The organism is Acidovorax facilis, assembly GCF_023913775.1.
GTDB classification, from domain to species: domain Bacteria; phylum Pseudomonadota; class Gammaproteobacteria; order Burkholderiales; family Burkholderiaceae_C; genus Acidovorax; species Acidovorax facilis.
Genome location: NZ_JAMXAX010000106.1, coordinates 1 through 21,250, shown reverse-complemented (window position 1 = coordinate 21,250; position 21,250 = coordinate 1). Strand labels below are relative to the sequence as shown.

The following is a 21,250-nucleotide window of genomic DNA, read 5'->3' as shown; positions in this document are numbered from 1 at the left end:
TTTGCTTTTGCTGCAGTCCCAGGGCTATTGCGTGGCGTTCGCTCTGGCTCAACTGCTGGTAATTCTTCTGTGTCATCTTGGCCTCAATTCTCGGTGTTGCACTTCAGAATTGAGGCCGCCAAGCGCTAGGGCCCTATTGCACTCAAAATTTGATGCGCAATCCGACCAACCTGGAGGCGCACCACCACCAGCGCACTTCCCGTGCCGCCGGCCTACGGACCGGCGGCGATGCAGCTCAGTAGGTCTCCAGGTGCAACCGTCCTTCGCGCTGGAGTGCGGCGCCCACAGCGTCCCACTCCAGGCCGGCTTCGCTGGCGATGTCGCGCAGGGCCATCACCACGCCTTCTTCCATGCTCTTCAGGCCACAGACATAGAAGTGGCTGTTGCCGTCGCGCAGCAGCGCAGCCAGGTCAGCGGCGCGCTCGCGCATCAGGTCTTGCACATAGCGCTTGGGCTGCCCGGCGGTGCGGGAGAACGCCAGGTTGATGTCGATGAAATCCTTGGGGAGGTTTTGCAGCGGGCCAAAGTACGGCAGCTCCTGCTGCGTGCGTGCGCCGAAGAACAGCATGAGCTTGCCGCCTTCAAACTTGCCGCTGCTGCGCAGGCGCCGACGCCATTCGGTCATCGCGCGCATGGGGGCGCTGCCGGTGCCGGTGCAGATCATCACGATGTGCGAGCGCGGGTGGTTGGGCATCAGGAAGGAGCTTCCAAACGGCCCCACCACCTGGACCTTGTCGCCCACTTTCAGGTCGCACACGAAGTTGGAAGCGATGCCGCGCACGGCGTTGCCGTCGTGGTCGGTGGTCACGCGCTTTACCGTGAGCGCCAGGTTGTTATAGCCGGGCCGCTCGCCATTGCGCGGGCTGGCGATGGAGTACTGGCGCGCGTGGTGCGCCTTGCCCAGCGCGTCGGTGCCGGGCGGGATGATGCCGATGGACTGCCCCTCCAGCACCGGGAACGGCATGCTCCCGAAGTCGAGCACCACATGGTGCGTCTCGCTCTCAAAGCCCGCCTCGGTGCAGTTGAAGTTGCCAACCACGGTGGCGGTGGTGGGGCTCCTCGGGGGGAACAGGTTGGTGTAGGGGTGTGCGGCCGACCAGGGTGGCACCGTGGCGCCGTATTGCGCCGAGCGGAACGCCTGCGTACCCGGCTCCATGGGCGTGGTCGGTGCAGCCGGTGCGGACGGCAGCTTTGTATCGCCGGTCGACGTTGCCACACCCTCGGCAGCCAGTTCATCGGGCGTGAGTTCGGGCGGAAGTTCTTCCCAGGTGAGCTGTTCTTCGATGGTGTAGGCGCGCGCCAGCGGCATGGTGCGCCAGTTGTCGATGGAGCCGGTGGGGCAGGGCGAGATGCAGGCCATGCAGCCGTTGCACACATCGGCGCGCACCACGTAGTTGTTGTCGTCGTGTGTGATGGCACCCACCGGGCAGGTGGCCTCGCAGGTGTTGCAGCGGATGCAGATCTCGGGGTCGATCAGGTGCTGCTTCAGGATGCCGTTGTCGATCAGCGTGGTGGTGGTCATGCCCATATTCTTCTTCCAACAGTTGTTCCGGTGCCATGTCCTTGCGCCATTGCGCGCAGCGGTAAGCAGTGGCGCGACCTGATGCCAGTGCCATCGCGGAACCGGCTTTGCCGGGCCGCTGGAGGCATCCCCTTCAGGGGGAAAGCGCGCAGCGGCTCAGGGGGATCAACCAAACCGCACGTATTCGAAGTCGACGGGCTGGCGGTTGATGCCCATGACCGGCGGCGCGATCCAGCCCGCAAACTTGCCGGGCTCCACCACGCGCCCCATCAGCGAGGCAACGAAGGCAAAGTCCTCGGGCGTGGGCAGCCACTCGGCCTTGCGGGCTGTCCATTCGGCTTCGCTCACCACGCGGCCGTCGGGTGACATCTTGATGCCCGCCAGCGCCCCGATCTGGCGGTTGAAGGCCTTGTGTGGCACGGCCAGGCGCGTGGGGATGCCGGCCTTTTCCAGCACCTTGTTCCAGCGGCCTACGCCCGCCATCGAGTCCTTGATGAAGTCGTCGCGCAGCACCTCGTTCAAGGCGTTGAGCATGGGCACTTCCTTCTCCTGCAACTGGCCGTTGACAACTTCCAGCACCTTGTAGGTCTGGCCCTTGAGGATGTGGTCGTCACCCCGCTTGCCCTCTTCGTAGCGGCCCTTGAGGCCCGAGCTGTAGAAGGTGGCGGCGTTGCTGGACTGGTCGGCACCGAACAGGTCGATGGTTACGCTGTAGTGGAAGTTGAGGTAACGTTGGATGGTGGGCAGGTCGATGGCGCCGGCCGCACGCACCCGGGCGGGGTCGTCGGTCTTGAGGTCGTTCATCACCTGCGCGGTGCGGCTGAGCACGCGCGAGATGCCGCTTTCGCCCACAAACATGTGGTGCGCCTCTTCGGTCAGCATGAACTTGGTGGTGCGCGCCAGCGGGTCGAAGGCACTCTCGGCCAGCGCTGCCAGCTGGAACTTGCCGTCACGGTCGGTGAAGTAGGTGAACATGAAGAACGCCAGCCAGTCGGGCGTCTTCTCGTTGAACGCGCCCAGGATGCGTGGGTTGTCCACGTCGCCCGAGGTGCGCTGCAGCAGTGCCTCGGCCTCTTCGCGGCCATCGCGGCCAAAGTGCTTGTGCAGCAGGTAGACCATGGCCCACAGGTGGCGGCCTTCTTCCACATTGATCTGGAACAGGTTGCGCAGGTCGTACATGCTGGGCGCCGTCAGGCCCAGGTGGCGCTGCTGCTCGACCGAGGCGGGCTCGGTGTCGCCCTGCGTCACGATGATGCGGCGCAGGTTGGCGCGGTGCTCGCCGGGCACGTCTTGCCAGGCCTTTTCACCCTTGTGGTCGCCAAAGTGGATTTCGCGGTTGGTGTCACCGGGGTTCAAAAAGATGCCCCAGCGGTAGTCGCGCATCTTCACGTGGCCGAACTGCGCCCAGCCGTTGGGGTCCACGCTCACGGCGGTGCGCAGGTACACCTCGTGGTTGGTGGAGCCCTCGGGGCCCACGTCGTCCCACCAGTTGATGAAGTTGGGCTGCCAGCCTTCGAGCGCGCGCTGCAGCGTGCGGTCTTCGCCGAGGTTGACGTTGTTGGGGATCTTCTCGCTGTAGTTGATGGTGCTCATGGATGTCTCCTCGTTGGATGGAAAACCGAACGGTCGGGGTTGGGGCTAGACGCGATTCAAGTCGAAACCGGCTTTCTGGCCCGTGCCATAGACCTTGAGCGCGCCTTTGTCGCCCACGGCGTTGGGGCGGTTGAAGATCCAGTTCTGCCAGGCGGTCAGGCGCCCGAAGATGCGGGTGTTCATGTTCTCCTTGCTGGCAAAGCGCAGATTGGCCTCCAGCCCGGTGAGCGAGTCGGGCGACATGGCCGCGCGCTCCTCGATGGCGATGCGGATCTCGTCGTCCCAGTCGATGTCGTCCGGGGCTGCGGTGACCAAACCGAGCGCAAGCGCGGCATCGGCATCCAGGGGCTTACCGGCAACGGCACGTGCGGCTTCCAGCGGTGCGGTTTCTTCGTAGAAGCGGCGTTGCAGGCGGCTCTGGTCGTTCACCATTGGCAGCAGTCCGAAGTTGAACTCGTTGAGCGTGAGCTTGGGTGCGCGCTCGGCATCGTCGGGCAGGGCGAGCATGTAGGTGCGGTCCGCTGCCAACGCCAGTTCGGCCAGCGAGCCCGCGAAGGCCGAGCCCGAATCGACCAGTGCGAACAGGCTGCGCGACGATACATCCAGCCGTGCAAAGGTGCGGCGCAGCGCGCCGATGGTTTCGCGCACGAGCCAATGGTCCTGGTGCGCGATCAGCGTGGCATCGCTGGCCAGCACGGCGTCCCCGTCGCCTTCGGTCTTCAGCAGCCAGGTGCCGATATCGAGTTCGTTGGTGCGCAGGTTCAGGATGGCGTCGTCCAGCTGGCGCGCCAGGGCCAGCGGCCACCAGGCGGCGCCTGCGGCTTCGATGCCAGCGATGTCCGTGGGTTGCGCGCCGGTGGGGGCCTTCAGCGTGAGCGTGGCGGTGCGGCGGGTGCGGTCGATGTCCACGCTGACGTGTGCGTAGCGCAGGCTGTCGGCACTTTCTTCGCGCTCCACGCGGGTCAGGGGCACGCCCTGTGCGTTGGCAGGGCGGGGGCTGCCTTCGGCCAGACGTGCGGCGGTTTCATCGACGGCGGCGGCAAATTGCGCCGGCTTGGCGATGCGGTCCACCAGGCGCCAGTCCACCGCGCGCTGGCCGCGCACACCTTCCACACTGGTGCAGAAGATGTCGGCCAGGTCGTGGCGCACATGGCGCTTGTCGGTCACGCGGGTCAGGCCGCCGGTGCCGGGCAGCACGCCCAGGAGCGGCACTTCAGGCAGCGACACGGCCGACGAGCGGTCGTCCACCAGCACGATCTCGTCGCAGGCCAGGGCCAGCTCGTAGCCACCGCCCGCGCATGCGCCATTCACGGCGGCGACGAACTTCAGGCCCGAGTGTTTGGACGAATCCTCGATGCCGTTTCGCGTCTCGTTCGTGAACTTGCAGAAGTTCACCTTCCAGGCGTGGCTGGAGACACCCAGCATGAAGATGTTGGCGCCCGAACAAAAGATGCGGTCCTTGGCGCTGGTGACGATGACGGTGCGCACCGTAGGGTGCTCGAAGCGGATGCGGTTGAGTGCGTCGTGCAACTCGATGTCCACACCCAGGTCATAGCTGTTGAGCTTGAGCTTGTAGCCGGGGCGGATGCCACCGTCTTCGGCGATGTCGAGCGACAGGCGCGCCACCGGGCCGTCTACGGCCAGCGTCCAGTGGCGGTATTGGGTGGGATCGGTGCGGTAGTCCACGCGGGTGGGGGCGGGTGTGGTCATGAGGTCTCCATCCATCTGCTAACAGGAATAATAGTGCATTAAATGCATCGTTGATGTGCATCATCGTGCATATCAGCAGGCAAGTCAATGCATGTCGCTGTTTTCTGAGGATTTTTCTGAAACCACGCGGCGGCAGCCCCGGAGAGCGTCGGGGCTGTTGGCTGGTGGTGGGGAGGAGGTCAGCCTGGCCGGGCGGTCATCAGCTTGCGCACTCCGGTGCGCAGTTGCTGCAGGCTGTCTTCCAGGCTGCTCCCGGAGGTGTCGATGGTGAGGTCGGCTTTGGAATAGAAGGCCGCGCGCCCTTCCAGAATGCGGCGCAGGTCGTCCATGGCCTCCTTGCTGGCGGCCATGGGGCGCATGTCGCCCTGGGCCAGCACGCGGCCCATGTGTTCCTCAGGCGCGGCGCGCAGCCACACGGTGGTGCAGTGCGCCAGCAGCTCGTTGAAGGTGGCGGGGTCCGAGACGATGCCACCGGGTGTGGCGATCACCACTTCGCTGTGGATCTGCACGGTTTCTTCGAGTGCGCGGCGTTCGTAGCGGCGGTAGGCCGTGGTGCCGTACAGGTCGTGGATTTCCCGCACGCTGCAGCCCGCCAGGGTTTCGATCTCGCGGCTCAGCTCAATAAAGGGCACGTCCAGGTCGCGCGCCAGCAGGGGGCCCAGGGTGGATTTGCCCGCGCCCCGCAAGCCAATGAGTGCGATGCGCCTATGGCGTGCCGTGTCGCTGCCACCGCCGCTCAACAGTTCGTGCAGCGCCAGCCGCGCGCGGCGCAACTCGGGCTCGCTGCGGTGCTCCAGCAGCTCCCGGATCAGCAGCCATTCCGGCGAGCGTGTGGTGAAGTCGCCCACCAGCTCGGCCAGCGAGCAGTGCAGGGCGCCTGCCACTTGCTGAAGCACCAGGATGGACGCGTTGCCGGTGCCGTATTCGAGGTTGGCCAGGTGCCGCTCGGACACGTCGGCCGCCACCGCCACGGCCTTGCGCGTGAGGCCGCGCTGTGCGCGCAGGTTGCGCACGCGCTCGCCCAGCGCGACCAGCAGGGGGTTCTTGGCCTCTTCCGCAGCCCCCGGCATGTTGTCGGCAGGCGTGGAGAGCGCGGTTTCTGCGTCTTCTTGTTCGGTCATGCCCATCTTTCTTGGAACAGGTTCTTACAGCCCATTGGCGGGTATTGGTGGGTATTGGCAGGTCGGGTGCGCTCAGGGGCGCCTCACCACGGCGCTTTCCCCCCCCCTTCGGTGAAAACAATTTATGCACTATAGTGCTTGACATTCAGCCATGCATTACCTATCGTTCATGTGCAAGCAAAATACTGCACATCTGAAAAATCCACAAGGATACAGATCAAAAAGGTGTGCGGGCCCCCATTTTCCTAGCCCCCGAGAAGCCATGCCCCACAAAGCCGCATTTCATCAAGCCCTGGTGGATCTGACCGCGCAGATCGCCGGGCGACCTCTGGATTCCGAACTGCAGGACTGGCTCAACCAGACCCATGGGCCTGACAGCGCTGCCTATGCAGGGCTCAAGGCGGCCTGCCTGGTGGGCGTGGAAGAGGGGTGGCTGTGCGACCGCGAAGGTGGCGGCGTCCGCTACGGCCGCGTCTTCAAGGCTGACGATGCGCTGCACCGCTTTTCCGTCGATGTGGTGGACATGCAGGACATTGCGGGCCCTCACCACAGCCATCCGCTGGGGGAAATCGATTTGATCATGCCGCTCACGGCCGGTGCCACCTTCGACGGGCACCCCGCTGGGTGGTGCGTCTATCCACCGGCCAGCGCCCACCGCCCCACGGTGGCCCAGGGGCGTGCGCTGGTGCTCTATCTGCTGCCGGAAGGGCAGATCCTGTTCACGCGTTAAAGCGGTCCCTCCTTTCTGGCGCTTCTCGCCATACCGATCCCTTTTTTTGAAAGACCTGCATGACTGAACTTCTGGCCAACTTTGCCGCTGGACGCTGGCAAACCGGAAACGGCCCGGGCACCGTGCTCAGCGACCCGGTGTTGGGCGACGCGCTGGTGCGCGTCGATTGCACGGGGCTGGATCTGCCGGAAGCCTTTGCCTTTGCACGGGATCGCGGCGGCGCCGCCTTGCGCGCCATGAGCTACCGTGAGCGGGCCGCGCTACTGGCGGCGGTGGTGAAGGTACTGCAGGCACACCGTGGGAGTTACTACGACATTGCAACCGCCAACTCTGGCACGGTGAAGAACGATTCGGCGGTGGACATCGACGGCGGCATCTTTACCCTCGGCCAGTACGCGCGGTGGGGCGATGCGCTGGGTGATGTGCGGGTGCTGCGCGATGGCGACGCGGTCAAGCTGGGCAAGGAGCCGGTCTTTTTGTCGCAGCACCTGCAGGTGCCCACGCGGGGTGTGGCGCTGTTCATCAATGCCTTCAACTTTCCGGCCTGGGGGCTGTGGGAGAAGGCGGCGCCTGCGTTGCTGTCTGGCGTCCCGGTGATCGTCAAGCCCGCCACCGCCACGGCCTGGCTCACGCAGCGCATGGTGAAGGATGTGATCGATGCGGGCGTACTGCCTGCGGGGGCGCTGTCGGTCATCGCGGGCAGCTCTGCGGGTTTGATGGACCAGCTGCAGCCTTTCGATGTGGTCTCCTTCACGGGCTCGGCAGAAACTGCGGGCGTCATCCGGTCGCACCCGGCCGTGGCGCACCGCTCGGTGCGGGCCAATATCGAGGCCGACAGCCTGAACTCTGCCCTCCTGCTGCCCGACGCCACCGTGGGCAGCGATGCCTTCAACCTGCTGGTGCGTGAAGTGGTGCGCGAGATGACGGTCAAGTCCGGGCAGAAGTGCACGGCGATCCGCCGCATTTTGGTGCCCGCTGCGGTATACGACGCTGCGGCCGAGGCCATCGGTGCCAAGCTCGCAGGCATCTCCGTGGGCAACCCGCGCAACGAAAGCGTGCGCATGGGCTCCCTGGTCAGCACGGCGCAACTGCACGCGGTGCGCGAGGGGCTGGCGGCTCTGGGTGCCCACACCGACATGCTGCACGACGGCCGCGCACGCCCACTGGTGGATGCCGACCCTGCCGTGGCGGCCTGCATGGGCCCGGTGCTGCTGGGTGCGCGCGATGCCGATGCGGCATCTGCGGTGCACGACATGGAAGTATTCGGCCCTGTTGCCACGCTGCTGCCCTACCGTGACCTGGACCATGCCCTGGCGCTGTCGCACCGGGGCCAGGGGTCGTTGGTGACATCGCTGTTTGGTGCTGATGAGGCCGCACTGGCCGACGCAGCGGTGCAGCTGGCCGCGAGCCACGGGCGCGTGCATGTCGTCACACCCGATGTGGCGCAGACCCACACGGGGCACGGCAATGTGATGCCCATGTCGCAGCACGGTGGCCCGGGGCGCGCTGGCGGCGGTGCAGAGCTGGGCGGCTTGCGTGCGCTCGACTTTTACCACCAGCGCAGCGCGGTGCAGGCCAGCCCAGGTGTGTTGGCATCGCTCGGTCTATGAGGCCTGCCAAGGCCTGTAAATTGCCCAGAACAATACGGAGACATCCCCATGACCAGCCTGCCAGAGCGATTCAATTTCGCCGAACATCTGTTCGACCTGAACCGGGCGCATGCCGAGCGCACGGCCTACATCGACGACCGGGGGCGCCTGAGCTATGGCGATTTGGAAGATCGCGCTCGGCGGCTGGCCAGCGTGCTGGCCGAGGCGGGGGTGCGGCGCGAAGAGCGGGTGCTGCTGCTGATGCACGACACCAGCGACTGGCCCGTGTGCTTTCTGGGCTGCCTGTATGCAGGGGTGGTGCCGGTGGCGGTCAACACCCTGCTGACCGCAGACGACTATGCCTACATGCTGGCGCACAGCCGGGCGCAGGCGGCGCTGGTATCGGGGGCCTTGCTGCCTGTATTGTCCGAGGCCATGGCGCGCGGTCCTCATGAAGTGGGCACGCTGCTGGTATCGCTGCCGGTGGGCAAGCTGCATGCAGGTGCCCGCGATCTGGAGGCGGCCTTGAACAGTGCGTCTCCGTTGGCCGCACCAGCGCCCACCGGCGCGGACGACCCGGGCTTCTGGCTTTATTCGTCGGGCTCTACGGGCAAGCCCAAGGGCACGGTGCACACCCACGGCAACCTGTGGTGGACGGCCGAGCTGTATGGCAAGCCGGTGCTCGGCCTCACCCAGCAGGACGTCTGTTTCTCAGCCGCAAAGCTGTACTTCGCCTACGGCCTGGGCAATGCGCTCACCTTCCCGCTGTCCGTGGGCGCCACTGTGGTGCTGATGGCCGAGCGGCCCACGCCCGATGCCACCTTCAAGCGCTGGGTGGACCACCAGCCCACGGTGTTTTTTGGCGCCCCCACAGGCTTCGCGGGCATGCTCGCATCACCCCGGCTGCCAGCGCGTGCGGCGGTGGCGTTGCGCATGTGCTCCTCGGCGGGCGAGGCGCTGCCCGCAGAGATCGCGCAGCGCTTCAAGGCGCACTTTGGCTGCGACATCATCGATGGCATTGGCTCCACCGAGATGCTGCACATCTTTTTGTCCAACCGCCCGGGCGACATCCGTTATGGCACCACCGGCAAGCCCGTGCCGGGCTACGAGGTGGAACTGCGTGGCGAGGACGGCAAGAGCGTGCCCGACGGCGAGGTGGGCGACCTCTACATCCGGGGCCCCAGCGCTGCTTTGATGTACTGGAACAACCGCGAGAAGACGCGCGACACCTTCCAGGGCGGGTGGACCAAAAGCGGCGACAAGTATGTGCGCGACGCGGACGGCTATTACACCTACGCAGGCCGCAGCGACGACATGCTCAAGGTCAGCGGCATCTACGTCTCGCCGTTCGAGGTGGAGGCCACGCTGATGCAGCACACCGCCGTGCTGGAGGCCGCCGTGATCGGCAAGCAGGACGCAGACGGCCTCACCAAGACGAAGGCGTTTGTGGTGCTCAAGGATGGCAAGGCCGCGACGCAAGACGAGCTCAAAGCCTTCGTGAAGGAGAAACTCGCGCCCTACAAGTACCCGCGTTTCATCGAGTTCGTACCGGAGCTGCCCAAGACCGCCACGGGCAAGATCCAGCGTTTCAGGCTGCGCGAGCTGGAGGCCCGAGCGTGAACGGGGGCATCCGCGACGGTACCAGCGGGGGTAGCGAATGGGCCGCCATTGACTGGCGAGGTCGGCCGGTGCAGGTGGAATACCAGTGGATTGCGCCAGAGCGCCGGTCTGCACCTTTGGTGGTGTTCCTGCACGAGGGGCTGGGGTCGCTGGCGATGTGGAAGGGCTTCCCGCAGCAGCTGTGCGAGGCGGGATGCTTTCGGGGTCTGGTGTTCTCGCGGCCGGGGTATGGGCGTTCCACCCCACGGGCGCCCGATGAAGCCTGGGGTGTGGACTTCATGCACCGGCAGGCGCGGGAGGTATTGCCTGCTTTTTTGGAGGCTGTGGGCGTTAGCGAGCCGCCCTGGTTTTTGGGCCACAGTGATGGCGCATCCATTGCCTTGCTGTATGCATCGATGTTCCCGCAGAGGGTCAGCGGTCTGGTGGTGTTGGCGCCCCACCTCTTTGTGGAGGATGTGACCATCCAGAACATTGAGCAGGCGCGGGACGCCTACCAGACCACCGACCTGCCCCGCAAGCTGGGTCGTTACCACGACGACCCGGACTCCGCTTTCTGGGGCTGGAACCGCATCTGGCTCGACCCGACATTTCGCGCGTGGAACATCGAAAAAGAGCTGGAGACCGTGTGTGTGCCCACACTGGCTGTGCAGGGGCTCAATGACGAGTACGGCACGCTGGCACAGATCCACGGCATTGCCGCCCGTGTGCCCGGAACGCAGCTGCTGGAACTGTCCGATTGCGCGCATTCACCCCACCGCGATCGTTCCGACGATGTGATCGCTGCGACATTGGCGTTCGTGATGGCAGCAGGCCGAAATCCGTGAACACCCGATAGGCCTGCACACCTGCGCCCATCGAACGCCGCGCCGGCCCTTATTCCACTCTGCGGCGCAGTTCTTCCAGGTTCACCACAGTGATACCGCCGTACTCGATCTGCAGCACACCCTCGGCTTCCAGGCGCTTGAGTGCAGCGTTGCAGCGCTGGCGCGAGACACCGGACAGATTGGCGATTTCCTCCTGCGATACCTGCAGGTGAGGGTCGCTGCCAGGGTGCAGCCAGGGGTGGAAAAGACCTGCCAGCGCCCGCGCCACCTGGCTGTCCGTGTCCAGCAGATGGTGGGCCGTGAAATTGCCCAGAAACCAGTGCATGCGCTCGTTGATCTGGCGCAGCAGAAAGTGGTCGAAACTGCGCTGGGTGGCGTGCAGCCATTCAAAGGTGTCCACGGGTAAAAGCGCAACCCGGCTGGGGCGCAGCGCAATGATGTCCGCCGTGCGCGGCACGCCACGCAGCAGGGTTCCTTCACCAAACCAGCTGCCTGCAGAAAGACCGCCGAGGGTCACCGAGCGCCCGTTGTCCGAGGTCACGGTCCACTTGAGCAGTCCTTCAACGGCACCGTACCAGTGCAGGGGGACGTCGCCGCGCCGGCACAGGGCGCTGCCCTGGGCCACTTCGACTTCACGCAGGTCGTCCAGGACGCGTCGCTGTGCGCTCTCGTCCAGCAAGGGAAACCAGGCTGAGTTTTTCAGGAGATCGGCGACCGTCGGCGGCGCCAGTTTGACCAGCATGGTGTGAGGCTCCAGAGTGAAGGAGAAAGGCGCCCTCGTATACCCTGAGTCCAAATGTCATCGCGATGACTGAGTATGCAGACGCTAAAAAAAATAATGGGTGCATTACCATTTTCCACCAGTCCATGTCATGACAAAGCGCAAAGTCATCGTCACCATCGCTCCCACCGGTGGCATGGCCCACAAGTCGCAGAACCCGCACCTGCCCACCCAGCCCGGTGAAATTGCCGACGATGTGCAGCGGTGCTGGAACGCAGGGGCCAGCGTGGTGGCCATCCATGCGCGGCGCCCGGATGATGGCGCCACCTGCAACGCAGATATCTACCGCGACATCAACACCCGCATCCGGGCCAAAGGCTGCGACATCGTCATCAACAACTCTACCGGCGGTGGTGTGCATGGCGACATGGTGCGGCCGCTATCCGGTGACCGCTGGGAGATCGCCTGGGAAGAGCGCATCAAGGGCATGGATGCGGGGGCCGAGATGTGCACCCTGGATGCCACCACGCTCAATCTGAGCTTTGACGGCCGCGAGATCCTCATGGACACCCCGCTCAGCAAAGGGCGCGAACTGGCACTGGGCATGAAGGCACGCGGCATCAAGCCCGAGTGGGAGGTGTTCAGCCCTACACACATCCTGCAGGATGCCACCACCTTGATCGATGAGGGGCACGACGAGGGCCCGCATTTCATCAACCTCGTGATGAACGTGCACCGCAGCTTCCAGAACGCCATGCCGTATTCGCCGCGCTACCTGCAGATGATGGTGGACACCCTGCCGCGCAACAGCATCTTTTGCGTGAGTGGCATCGGCCCCTCGCAGCTCGAAGCCAATGTGGCGGCGCTGCTGCTGGGTGGGCATGCCCGCGTGGGGCTGGAGGACAACCTGTATTTCCGCCAGGGCGAACTGGCCACCAATGTGCAGCTGACGGAGCGCATCGTGCGCATCATTCGGGAGCTGGACATGGAGCCCGCTTCGCCGGCAGAGGCCCGCGCCCTCATGGGTCTGCCCCGCGCAGGCGGAGTTCGCCCCGCCTTTGCGATCGATTGAGTTGTTGCGATTTCACCCACCAAGAAAGAGGAGACAGATGATGCAGACACGCCGCCAATTCATGAACCACCTGGGCTATGCAACCGCGCTGGGGACACTGACTCCCTGGAGCGCGATGGCCCAGACGCTGGAGCAGGTGAAGATTTTCTACGGCTTCCCGGCGGGCAGCGCGGGTGACAGCGTGGCGCGCCGGGTGGGTGAGAAGCTGGCGGGCTCGTCCTATACCCGCAATGCCGCCGTGGTGGAGAACAAGCCCGGTGCCGGCGGGCGCATTGCGCTGGAGGCGCTCAAGGGCGCCCCCACCGATGGCAGCGTGCTCACGCTGTCGCCGTTTTCCTGCACGTCCATCTATCCGCACATCTACAGCAAACTCAGTTACGACCCCACGAAAGACTTCGTGGCGGTGTCCATCGCCGCCGTTATGCACCATGGGCTGGCCGTGGGGCCGCTGGTGCCAGCCTCGGTGAAGAACGTGAAGGACTTCCTGGCCTGGGCCAAGGCGAACCCGGGGCAGGCCAACTACGGCTCGCCAGCGGCGGGCTCTACCCCCCATTTCATCGGTGCGCTGCTGGGGCTGAACAACGGTGTGGACCTCAAGCATGTGCCCTACCGGGGCTCCATACCCGGTGTGACCGATGTGGTGGGTGGGCAGATTGCCTCCATGGTGACGCCCAGCGGCGACTTCATTCCCAACCACAAGGCGGGCAAGCTGCGGTTGATCGCCACCTCTGGCCAGGCGCGTTCGCCGTTCTCGCCCGAGGTGCCCACCTTTGCAGAGCAGGGCTTCCCTGAGCTGACGACCGAGGAGTGGTTTGGCTTCTACGCACCCGCCAAGACACCGGCCAGCGTGGTTGCAGCCGCCAACGCTGCCATCAACACGGCGATCAAGGAAAAGTCGGTGATCGACAGCCTGGCTGTGGTTGGTCTGATTGCCAAGGGCTCCACCGCCGCAGAGATGGCCGCATCGCAACAGGCGGAGGCAGATCGCTGGGGGCCTCTGGTCAAGAAGATCGGCTTCACGGCCGAGTCCTGAAGGGCACGGACATGGATGCTTCCGTGAACCGGGTGGCGGTGGTTGCCACTGGCGTCATTGGTGCAAGCTGGGCTGCGTACTTTCTCGCCCGGGGGCTGGACGTGGATGCCCACGATCCTTCTCCGGGGGCCGAGCAGCGCCTGCACGATGCCGTGGCACAGCACTGGCCGGTGCTCCAACGGCAAGGGCTTGCGCCGGGCGCCAGCACGGCAAGGCTGCACTTTCATGCTCGGCTGGAGGACGCCGTGGGGCAGGCGGACTTCGTGCAGGAAAACGGGCCGGAGCGGCTGGACTTCAAGGTGGATCTGCTGCGCCGCATAGACGAAGCCGCCCCGTCGCATGCCATCCTGGCTTCCAGTTCTTCAGGGCTGTCTGTTACGGCCATGCAGGCCCAGTGCAAACACCCGGAGCGCGTGGTGCTGGGCCATCCGTTCAACCCCCCGCACATGATCCCGCTGGTGGAGGTGGGAGGAGGCGAAAAGACATCGGCCCAGGCGATCACTACCGCGATGGATTTCTACACCGCCATCGGTAAGCGCCCCATCCATGTTCGGCGCGAAATCAAGGGGCACATTGCCAACCGCCTGCAGGCGGCGCTGTGGCGGGAGGCGTTTCATCTGGTCCACGAGGGGGTTGCCAGTGTGAGCGACATCGACACCGCCATTGCCCATGGCCCGGGGCTGCGCTGGGCGCTGATGGGGCCTTTCATGAACTTGCACCTCTCCGGCGGCGAAGGTGGAATCGCCCATTTGCTCGCGCACCTCGGCGGCCCCATCGAAGACTGGTGGCAGGACCTGGGGGCTCCGCAGATGACGCCAGCGCTGCAAAGCCGTGTCGCTGACGGCGTTACGCAGGCGCTTGGAGGGAGAACCAGTGCGGAACTGGTGGCTGCACGCGACGCCTTGCTGGTAGACCTTCTGCGTGCCAAGCAAGATGCCCGCGTCCTGGACTGAGAGCGGCCAACAGAACCCTGCTGGCGTTGTTGCCGCGTCTTGCCGTACTACCCGTACTACCCGTACTACCCGTACTGCCTGCGACGCAGCGCCCGGCCAGAACCGCTTCGCTGAGTTTTGTTCGCCGGTCTGAATCCGCTATTGCACCGTGCGGTCCTGCCGCATGGGTTTATTCGACGGGTTCAACCAAGCGCTTCCAGCAGTGGTGCTGCGCACCGCCGCGCCGCTGGTTAGCGCTGTGTTGCCCATTTTTGTTGCTGCCCCAAGAACACGAGAGACCACCCACACCATGCACCCCGAATTTCTTGGCGATGAAAACCAAATCGCACCGCCCGCCACGGTGTTGGTCCATCAGGACGACGGCTCGTTCGTATTGCGTTCCCCCGTGGCGCTGGGCGCGTATGCGCGCTGCATCGGTGAATGGGTGGAGCAGTGGGCGCGCGAGACACCCCACGCGCTGGCCTTGGCGGAGCGTGACGAGACGGCCGAGCACTGGCGCACCCTGACCTATGGCGAATTGCGCCAGGCTGTGGGCGCCGTTGCGCAGTCATTGCTGGACCTGAAGCTGCCGGCGGGCCGCCCCATCGCCATTCTTTCCGACAACGCGGTAGACCACGCGGTGCTCATGCTGGCGGCGATGCATGTGGGCATCACGCCCTGTTCCTTGTCGAGCGCCTATGCACGATCCCGAGACACGGGCCGCCTGCACAGCATGCTTGCGGTGCTGGAGCCTTCGCTGGTTTATGCATCGGACGCCTCGGTCTACGCGCCCGCCCTGGCGGGGTATGCGTCCGATGCCGTCAAGGTCTTCAGCCGCCATGCCGAGGCCGTGCCTGGCGCCTTGCCTTTTGCTCAACTGCTGGCGGGCGTGGAAAGCCCGGCCGTGTCGCAGGCGTTTGAGGCCATCCAGCCCGACGACCCTGCCAAGTACCTGCTGACGTCGGGCTCCACGGGCCATCCCAAGGTGGTCATCAACACCCACCGCATGCTGTGCGCCAACCAGCAGATGATGGCCCAGACCTGGCGGTTCCTGGCCCGCGAAAAGCCTGTGCTGGTGGACTGGCTGCCGTGGAGCCACACCTTTGGCGGCAACCACAACCTCAACATGGTGCTGTGCCATGGGGGCGCGCTCTACATCGATGAAGGGCGGCCCGTGCCAGGGCTTATCGAGAAGACGGTGCGCAACCTGCGCGATGTGAAGCCGACGATGCTCTTCAATGTTCCGCGTGGTTTCGACATGCTGTTGCCGTTTCTGGAGGCAGACGCCGCGCTGGCCGCTGAAATCCTCTCGCGCATGCGCCTGGCGTTCTATGCCGCGGCAGCGCTGGCCCCTTCCACCTGGCAGCGGCTGGAGGCCGTGGCAGCACGCGTGCGGCCCGCGTCGCCGCTGTGGCTGACCACGTCCTGGGGCTCCACGGAGACATCGCCCGCAGTGACCAGCGCCCACTGGCGCATGGAGGGCGCTGGCTGTATCGGTGCGCCGTTGCCCGGGCTTGAACTCAAGCTGGTGCCCAACGGCAGCAAGCTCGAAATGCGGGTCAAGGGTGTATCGGTGTTTCCGGGCTACCGCAATGCACCCTCCGAGACGGCCGCCGCGTTTGACAGCGATGGCTTCTACCGCATCGGTGACGCGGGATACCTGGTGGACCCTGTGCGGCCGGAGTGTGGCGTGGTCTTCAACGGCCGGGTGGCCGAGGATTTCAAGCTCTCCAGCGGGAGCTGGGTGTCGGTGGGCACGCTGCGGGTGGAACTGGTGTCCGAGTTGGCCCCCCTGGTGCAGGACCTCGTGCTTACGGGCCACAACCGGGACGAAGTGGGCATGCTGGTGTTTCCCTCTGTCGCCGGTGCAGCGGACCGCGCGCGGCTGGACGACGCCCTGCGCGGTGTCATGCAGGCCCGCCGCACTGCTGGCGCGGGTTCATCGCAGTGCCCCGCGCGTGCACTGGTGATGGCGGCGCCGCCCGACCCCGATGCTGGAGAAATCACCGACAAGGGCTACATCAACCAGGGCGCTGTGCTCTCGCGCCGTGCTGCACAGGTCGAGCTGCTGCATGCCAGCCCTGCTGCCCCCAACGTGATCTCAATCTGACGGGGTGCCGTGGCAGCGCCTTCTGCGGCTTTTTGAATCCAGCCGTAAAAAAGGACCCGCTGCCTGGGGCAACGGGTCCTTTTTTTGCGGAGAAGGAATGATGGGGCATCACCCTGTCACGCCCTTCGCAACGGCTGAGATCAGACCGTGGCGTCCTTGAGCTTCTTCAGCGCGCGGGTCTTGATCTTCACGGCTGCAGGCTTGGCGGGGAACCAGCGCTCTTCACCGGTGAAGGGGTCTTTGCCGAAGCGCTTCTTCTTGGCGGGGATTTGCTGCAGGCCGATTTTCATGAGGCCGGGCAGCGTGAATTCGCCGGAGCCCTTCTTGTGCACCGAACCCAGGATGGTGGCTTCGAGTGCGGCCAGCACGGCCTTGGTGGCCTTGGATTCCACACCAGCCTGCTCGGCCAGGTGGGCGATCAGCGTGGTCTTGTTGAAGGCAGTCTTGATCGGCTTGATGCCTGCAGCAACAGGCTTGGCCACGGGTGCGGCGGCCTTCTTCGCTGCGGGGGCTGCAGCCTTCTTGGCGGCAGGTGCCGCCTTCTTTGCAGCAGCAGGCGCTGCCGCCTTGACGGCCTTCTTTGCGGGCGCTGGAGTCTTTTTTGCAGTTGCCATGATGGTGATTCTTCTTTGTTCAGAGTTTCAATATGCCTCCCCCCAATGAAGGGAAGGTGCGCAATTTTAGGTGCGACTGCGGCATACCGTGCAAAAACGAAGACCCGCCAGCATTAGAGGCTTCTGAGAAGGGCTGTAGAAAGACGCTGCGAGTGAGGGGCCGTGCGCAGTTGGCGTCTGCTGAAGGCCGTGTGTGCTGCGTGCGATCACGCGCTCGCATGCATGCATGCACGCGTGTGTCCGTCTTGCTGCTGCGTCAGCGGTGCGCAGGGGTCTCGTGGCGTTGGCGCCACTGGTGGTAGCGCTGGCGCTGCAGCGCCAGCAACTCCACCAGACCCCAGACCAGCGCACAGCCGAGGGTGCCGCACAGCAAGGCGATGCGGTGCACCTCAGTCCTGCGCTGCGGCTGCGTCTTCATAGTGGGTCCATCCGTCGGGGCTGGGCAAATCGAAGCTGGGCCAGCCCGGGGCATCGAAGAGTTCATCCAGCAGCCGCTGCAGTCCGAGCAATCTCCAGAGCATGATCATGTGCCTCTTCGAAGGGTTGTGTCTGCGGGCAAGTTAACGCGCTTGTGTGACAGTTCCGAGTCGTTTCGCCGAATTCACACAGATGCGTCATGGCGCTGTTGGCGCGTGCGGGCCGGGGCTATGCTTGCTGCCTATCGCCTTGCTGCACGGCCCCACGCCGCCATCGCCATCCACCATGAACACGCTGCCCGAGCTGCTGGCGCTCGAAAAAATCATCGAGCTGGGGGCGCCCCATCTGCAGGTGCAGGTGGTTCGGCAGGTGCAGCTGGCGTCAGGCCATTGTTTTCCTATCCATGCCATTGGCGTGGGCAACCCGTCGCTGGACGTGCCTGCCGTGGGCTTCTTCGGCGGCGTGCATGGGCTCGAGCGCATCGGCGCCGAGGTGGTCATCGCTTACTTGCAGAACGTGGTCATGCGGCTGCAGTGGGACACCACGCTGCACCGCCAGCTGGAGCAGATGCGCCTGGTGTTCATGCCCCTCGTCAACCCGGGCGGCATGTGGGCCGCCACACGCGCTAACCCACGCGGGGTGGACCTCATGCGCAACGCCCCGGTCGATGCCACCGACCGCGTGCCGCCGTGGATCGGCGGGCAGCGCATCAGCGCGGGGCTGCCCTGGTACCGGGGGCGCGCGGGCGATGCCATGGAGGCAGAAAGCCAGGCGCTGTGCGAGGTGGTGGCCCAGGAGTTGCTGGCGCGGCCGTTCAGCATGGCCATCGACTGCCATTCGGGGTTTGGCGTGCGCGACCGCCTGTGGTTTCCGTTTGCCCACACGCGCAAGCCCATTGCGCACCTGGCCGAGCTGCATGCGCTGCAGGAGATCTTTCTGCAGGCCCACAGCCACCACCAGTACGTCATCGAGCCGCAAAGCGCCCAGTACCTGGCGCACGGCGACCTGTGGGACCACCTGTACCTGCAGGCCTGCCGCGAAGTGCCCACACACACCTTCCTGCCGCTTACGCTGGAGATGGGGTCGTGGCTGTGGATCAAGAAGAACCCGCGCCAGCTGTTCTCGCGCAACGGCATCTTCAACCCACTCATCAACCACCGCCAGCAGCGGGTGCTGCGGCGCCATCTGTCACTGCTCGATTTTCTGGCCCGCGCTGCCTGCAGCCATGAGCGCTGGGTGCCAGCCCCCGAAGCGCGGGCGCAGCGCAGGGCGGATGCCCTGGCCGCGTGGTACTGAAGAGGTGTCCACCATGCACCATCCGTGGATTCTGCTCAGGGGCCTTACGCGCGAGGCCGCGCACTGGGGCTCGTTTGCCGACGCATTCAGGCACGCCTTGCCGGGTGCCCGCGTTGTGGCGCAAGACCTGCCGGGCAATGGCCTGCTGCACCGGGCCGTGTCGCCCGCCACGGTGCGGGGCATGGTGGATAGCTGCCGCGCCGAGCTGGCCGCGCAGGGCGTGCGGCCACCGTTTCGGGTGCTGGCCATGTCGCTGGGCGCCATGGTGGCGGTCGAGTGGGCGCGGGTAGCGCCCGAGGAGCTGGTGGGCTGTGTGTTGATCAACACCAGCCTGCGGCCCTTCAGCCCCTTCTACCAACGGCTGCGGCCAGCCAGTTATCTGCAGGTGCTGCGCTGTGCCGCGCCCTGGAGCAGCCCGCTCACCATTGAAAAGACCGTGCTGCGAATGACCAGCAACCTTGCCCACGCCAGGGGGGCGGTGGTAGGCGATTGGGTGGCCCTGCGCAGGCAGCGACCGGTGTCGGCATCCAACGCCCTGCGCCAGCTGCTGGCTGCAGCGCGCTACACGGCACCTGTTGCAGCGCCCCTGGTGCCGGTCTCGGAAAGCCCCCGCATCCTGCTGTTGGCCAGCCAGAACGACGGGCTGGTGTCCTGCCGGTGTTCGCAGGCCATTGCACGGGCGTGGGGGGTGCCGCTGCAGATGCACCCGTTGGCCGGACATGACCTGCCGCTGGATGACGCGCAGTGGGTTATTGGGCAGGTGCGGTCCTGGATGGAGGGCTCGCTGTGAGAGGGCGCATATCCAGCACTGGCGTTCACTCCCCCAGACCGGCAAGCCCGCCCTGGGCCACCAGTTCGCGGTACCACTCCTCGTAGCCAGCGCTGCTGGGGTGCAGCCCGTCGGCGGCGTTCAATGCCTTGCTGCGGGCCACGAACGGGTCTTCATCGCGTGGCTTGAGCAGGCGCACATAGCGCGCCTGGCTTGTGGCTGCAACGTCTTTGACGATGGCGTGCAGGTCCTCAGAGCGGTGCGACATCACCCACGAAACCGGGGGGATGAAAAACGGCGCATGCCCCACGTTGCCACACGGCATCAGCACCACGTGCTGGCCCTTTTGTTGTGCAAGGGCTGCCACCTGCTCGATCTGGGGGCGCAGGGTGTCCAGCGCGGTCAACCGGATCACGTCGTTGCCCCCCGCGAGCACCAGCACCAGGTCGTAGCCTGCAGACGCCCGTTCCAGCTGGGCGGCCACGTCGGCGTAGCGTGCGCCGTTGGCGGCCAGGTTGTCGATGTGCCACTTCGGGTGGTCCTGGCCGATGCGCCCGGGCAGGCTGTCGAGCGGGGCATTGGCCCCCGTGCCCACGGCCGTGCTGTCGCCCACCACCAGAACCCGCCGCACGGGTTGAGCCGGTTGCGCCGTGTAGGGCTGGGCCGCGCGGGCCAGGTCTGCGGCAGTCCACATGCGCCAGGGCGCGCAGGCGGTGAGCAAGAGTGCGCCTGTGGCAATGGCCAACAGACGCACCCTGCGGCGCGAGGATGCGGGGCGGGTGCGGACGGCGTGTTTCATGGGCTGGAGCAAGAGTAGGACCTTGCTGCAGCCTACCGGCGGGCAGGGGCCGGATGCGTCGGTGGCGGGCAACGGAGCGAGTAGGACGGGCGCGCCGCTACGGTCGGCTACTGCTTGAAAACCACAGCTTCCAGCGCCATCGCCCGGATCGACGCGGCCGCAGCCTCGGCCTTCGCCCGGCTTTCGTAAGGCCCCACGCGCACGCGGATGCGGCGGCCCTTGGCGTTGTTCAGCTCCTGGCGAAAGGCGGGCAGCCCCTCATTGAGCAGGCGGGCCTGGGCCTTGCGGGCGTTGGCTTCGTCGGCAAACAGCCCCACGTTGATGTAGTAGCCCGCCGCCGTGCCCACGGTGGGCAAGGGGGCTGAGGCTGCTGGCGCAGCGGCCGAGGCAGGGGTTTTGGCGGTTTTGGCTGCTTTGGTTTTTGCCTTGGCCGCAGAGGCCGCGCGGCTGGCGGGCTCGGCGGGCGGCGTTGACTTGGCGGAGGGCTTGGGGGCTGCCGTGGCGGGTGCTGAAGCGGGTGTTTTGGACGCCTTGGTGGCTGCAGAGCTTGCAGATGGAGTGGGGCGGCTGGCCTCCGCGGGCTGCGCCGGTGTGCTGGCAGGGGCCACAGTCTTCGGAGCTGGGGTTGCCGGGGCGGCAGGCGTGGCGGTGGGTGGCGCCACCGGTGCAGACGCAGCCACGGCGGGCGCGGCTGTTGCCACGGCCGAAGCGGCTGAGGTTGAGGCCGTGGTGGCGGCAAGGGCCGGGGCCGGGGGCTTTTGCGCGGGAACCGGAACGG

Annotated in this window: 20 protein-coding genes; 10 read left to right on the top strand and 10 right to left on the bottom strand. The window is 65.7% G+C overall.

The genetic code is table 11. From position 1 onward, the window contains the following. Positions 1–235: 235 nt before the first annotated feature. The 4 genes from boxA to NFX52_RS22500 form a co-directional block, all read right to left on the bottom strand. Positions 236–1,522, bottom strand: a complete 1,287-nt coding sequence (boxA, locus tag NFX52_RS22515; RefSeq protein WP_055393328.1) for a benzoyl-CoA 2,3-epoxidase subunit BoxA — start codon at positions 1,520–1,522, stop codon at positions 236–238. A gap of 165 nt (positions 1,523–1,687) precedes the next feature. Further along, the gene (gene boxB / locus NFX52_RS22510) at positions 1,688–3,115 is read right to left on the bottom strand and encodes a benzoyl-CoA 2,3-epoxidase subunit BoxB (protein WP_055393306.1); all 1,428 of its coding nucleotides are present in this window, start codon (positions 3,113–3,115) and stop codon (positions 1,688–1,690) included. A gap of 45 nt (positions 3,116–3,160) precedes the next feature. Further along, positions 3,161–4,825 carry a 2,3-epoxybenzoyl-CoA dihydrolase gene (boxC, locus tag NFX52_RS22505; RefSeq protein WP_055393308.1) on the bottom strand — a complete coding sequence of 555 codons (1,665 nt, stop codon included), beginning with the start codon at positions 4,823–4,825 and terminating at the stop codon, positions 3,161–3,163. A gap of 179 nt (positions 4,826–5,004) precedes the next feature. Beyond that, positions 5,005–5,946, bottom strand: coding sequence for a helix-turn-helix transcriptional regulator (locus NFX52_RS22500; RefSeq protein ID WP_055393330.1), 942 nt, complete (start codon positions 5,944–5,946; stop codon positions 5,005–5,007). A gap of 262 nt (positions 5,947–6,208) precedes the next feature. On the opposite strand from NFX52_RS22500, the gene NFX52_RS22495 reads away from it, so the two are divergent. The 4 genes from NFX52_RS22495 to NFX52_RS22480 are packed head-to-tail and all read left to right on the top strand — an operon-like array spanning position 6,209 to position 10,709. Further along, positions 6,209–6,676 (top strand): 4-hydroxylaminobenzoate lyase, encoded by a 468-nt coding sequence (locus NFX52_RS22495; RefSeq protein WP_055393310.1) that lies wholly within the window; start codon positions 6,209–6,211, stop codon positions 6,674–6,676. Between the two features lie 59 nt (positions 6,677–6,735). Then, positions 6,736–8,286, top strand: coding sequence for a 3,4-dehydroadipyl-CoA semialdehyde dehydrogenase (locus tag NFX52_RS22490; protein ID WP_055393312.1), 1,551 nt, complete (start codon positions 6,736–6,738; stop codon positions 8,284–8,286). A gap of 48 nt (positions 8,287–8,334) precedes the next feature. Continuing rightward, on the top strand, positions 8,335–9,885 hold the full coding sequence (locus tag NFX52_RS22485; protein WP_055393314.1) for a benzoate-CoA ligase family protein: 1,551 nt from the start codon (positions 8,335–8,337) through the stop codon (positions 9,883–9,885). After that, positions 9,882–10,709, top strand: coding sequence for an alpha/beta fold hydrolase (locus NFX52_RS22480; RefSeq protein ID WP_055393316.1), 828 nt, complete (start codon positions 9,882–9,884; stop codon positions 10,707–10,709). The genes NFX52_RS22485 and NFX52_RS22480 overlap by 4 nt, the downstream gene beginning before the upstream one ends. 49 nt (positions 10,710–10,758) lie before the next feature. Here NFX52_RS22480 and NFX52_RS22475 read toward each other — a convergent pair whose 3' ends face one another. Further along, on the bottom strand, positions 10,759–11,451 hold the full coding sequence (locus NFX52_RS22475; RefSeq protein ID WP_055393318.1) for a Crp/Fnr family transcriptional regulator: 693 nt from the start codon (positions 11,449–11,451) through the stop codon (positions 10,759–10,761). Positions 11,452–11,581: 130 nt separating this feature from the next. Between NFX52_RS22475 and NFX52_RS22470 the strand changes: the two genes are divergently transcribed. From NFX52_RS22470 to NFX52_RS22455, 4 genes are all read left to right on the top strand, one after another. Then, positions 11,582–12,502: a beta-keto acid cleavage family enzyme gene (locus tag NFX52_RS22470; RefSeq protein ID WP_055393320.1), complete on the top strand. Its 921-nt coding sequence runs from the start codon at positions 11,582–11,584 to the stop codon at positions 12,500–12,502. Positions 12,503–12,542: 40 nt separating this feature from the next. Continuing rightward, entirely contained in the window at positions 12,543–13,535 is a 993-nt protein-coding gene (locus NFX52_RS22465; protein WP_055393333.1) for a Bug family tripartite tricarboxylate transporter substrate binding protein, read from the top strand. Positions 13,536–13,546: 11 nt separating this feature from the next. Next, a complete protein-coding gene (locus NFX52_RS22460) occupies positions 13,547–14,488 on the top strand; it encodes a 3-hydroxyacyl-CoA dehydrogenase NAD-binding domain-containing protein (RefSeq protein WP_207402106.1) in 942 nt (313 codons plus the stop codon). Between the two features lie 289 nt (positions 14,489–14,777). Then, positions 14,778–16,577: a feruloyl-CoA synthase gene (locus NFX52_RS22455; RefSeq protein ID WP_055393335.1), complete on the top strand. Its 1,800-nt coding sequence runs from the start codon at positions 14,778–14,780 to the stop codon at positions 16,575–16,577. A 140-nt stretch (positions 16,578–16,717) separates the two neighbouring features. On the opposite strand, the gene NFX52_RS22450 is transcribed toward NFX52_RS22455, so the two are convergent. The 3 genes from NFX52_RS22450 to NFX52_RS30910 form a co-directional block, all read right to left on the bottom strand. After that, the gene (locus NFX52_RS22450) at positions 16,718–17,191 is read right to left on the bottom strand and encodes an HU family DNA-binding protein (protein WP_055393323.1); all 474 of its coding nucleotides are present in this window, start codon (positions 17,189–17,191) and stop codon (positions 16,718–16,720) included. Positions 17,192–17,447: 256 nt separating this feature from the next. Continuing rightward, positions 17,448–17,609, bottom strand: a complete 162-nt coding sequence (locus tag NFX52_RS22445) for a hypothetical protein (protein WP_202907101.1) — start codon at positions 17,607–17,609, stop codon at positions 17,448–17,450. Beyond that, entirely contained in the window at positions 17,581–17,712 is a 132-nt protein-coding gene (locus tag NFX52_RS30910) for a hypothetical protein (protein ID WP_255354175.1), read from the bottom strand. The genes NFX52_RS22445 and NFX52_RS30910 overlap by 29 nt, the downstream gene beginning before the upstream one ends. Positions 17,713–17,893: 181 nt before the next feature. Between NFX52_RS30910 and NFX52_RS22440 the strand changes: the two genes are divergently transcribed. Then, positions 17,894–18,904, top strand: a complete 1,011-nt coding sequence (locus NFX52_RS22440; protein WP_055393338.1) for a M14 family zinc carboxypeptidase — start codon at positions 17,894–17,896, stop codon at positions 18,902–18,904. 13 nt (positions 18,905–18,917) lie between these two features. After that, positions 18,918–19,694, top strand: a complete 777-nt coding sequence (locus NFX52_RS22435) for an alpha/beta fold hydrolase (RefSeq protein ID WP_238385447.1) — start codon at positions 18,918–18,920, stop codon at positions 19,692–19,694. Positions 19,695–19,719: 25 nt separating this feature from the next. Here NFX52_RS22435 and NFX52_RS22430 read toward each other — a convergent pair whose 3' ends face one another. Beyond that, positions 19,720–20,472, bottom strand: a complete 753-nt coding sequence (locus tag NFX52_RS22430; RefSeq protein ID WP_055393326.1) for a GDSL-type esterase/lipase family protein — start codon at positions 20,470–20,472, stop codon at positions 19,720–19,722. A gap of 107 nt (positions 20,473–20,579) precedes the next feature. After that, a partial coding sequence (locus NFX52_RS22425; protein WP_252635828.1) for an SPOR domain-containing protein occupies positions 20,580–21,250 on the bottom strand: 671 nt, incomplete at its 5' end.

What these genes read in the sequence shown, in the direction of transcription:
- boxA (WP_055393328.1), bottom strand. Translation starts at nt 1,522, where the DNA reads ATGACCACCACCACGCTGATCGACAACGGCATCCTGAAGCAGCACCTG.
- boxB (WP_055393306.1), bottom strand. Translation starts at nt 3,115, where the DNA reads ATGAGCACCATCAACTACAGCGAGAAGATCCCCAACAACGTCAACCTC.
- boxC (WP_055393308.1), bottom strand. Translation starts at nt 4,825, where the DNA reads ATGACCACACCCGCCCCCACCCGCGTGGACTACCGCACCGATCCCACC.
- NFX52_RS22500 (WP_055393330.1), bottom strand. Translation starts at nt 5,946, where the DNA reads ATGACCGAACAAGAAGACGCAGAAACCGCGCTCTCCACGCCTGCCGAC.
- NFX52_RS22495 (WP_055393310.1), top strand. Translation starts at nt 6,209, where the DNA reads ATGCCCCACAAAGCCGCATTTCATCAAGCCCTGGTGGATCTGACCGCG.
- NFX52_RS22490 (WP_055393312.1), top strand. Translation starts at nt 6,736, where the DNA reads ATGACTGAACTTCTGGCCAACTTTGCCGCTGGACGCTGGCAAACCGGA.
- NFX52_RS22485 (WP_055393314.1), top strand. Translation starts at nt 8,335, where the DNA reads ATGACCAGCCTGCCAGAGCGATTCAATTTCGCCGAACATCTGTTCGAC.
- NFX52_RS22475 (WP_055393318.1), bottom strand. Translation starts at nt 11,451, where the DNA reads ATGCTGGTCAAACTGGCGCCGCCGACGGTCGCCGATCTCCTGAAAAAC.
- NFX52_RS22470 (WP_055393320.1), top strand. Translation starts at nt 11,582, where the DNA reads ATGACAAAGCGCAAAGTCATCGTCACCATCGCTCCCACCGGTGGCATG.
- NFX52_RS22465 (WP_055393333.1), top strand. Translation starts at nt 12,543, where the DNA reads ATGCAGACACGCCGCCAATTCATGAACCACCTGGGCTATGCAACCGCG.
- NFX52_RS22460 (WP_207402106.1), top strand. Translation starts at nt 13,547, where the DNA reads ATGGATGCTTCCGTGAACCGGGTGGCGGTGGTTGCCACTGGCGTCATT.
- NFX52_RS22455 (WP_055393335.1), top strand. Translation starts at nt 14,778, where the DNA reads ATGCACCCCGAATTTCTTGGCGATGAAAACCAAATCGCACCGCCCGCC.
- NFX52_RS22450 (WP_055393323.1), bottom strand. Translation starts at nt 17,191, where the DNA reads ATGGCAACTGCAAAAAAGACTCCAGCGCCCGCAAAGAAGGCCGTCAAG.
- NFX52_RS22445 (WP_202907101.1), bottom strand. Translation starts at nt 17,609, where the DNA reads ATGAAGACGCAGCCGCAGCGCAGGACTGAGGTGCACCGCATCGCCTTG.
- NFX52_RS30910 (WP_255354175.1), bottom strand. Translation starts at nt 17,712, where the DNA reads ATGCTCTGGAGATTGCTCGGACTGCAGCGGCTGCTGGATGAACTCTTC.
- NFX52_RS22440 (WP_055393338.1), top strand. Translation starts at nt 17,894, where the DNA reads ATGAACACGCTGCCCGAGCTGCTGGCGCTCGAAAAAATCATCGAGCTG.
- NFX52_RS22435 (WP_238385447.1), top strand. Translation starts at nt 18,918, where the DNA reads ATGCACCATCCGTGGATTCTGCTCAGGGGCCTTACGCGCGAGGCCGCG.
- NFX52_RS22430 (WP_055393326.1), bottom strand. Translation starts at nt 20,472, where the DNA reads ATGAAACACGCCGTCCGCACCCGCCCCGCATCCTCGCGCCGCAGGGTG.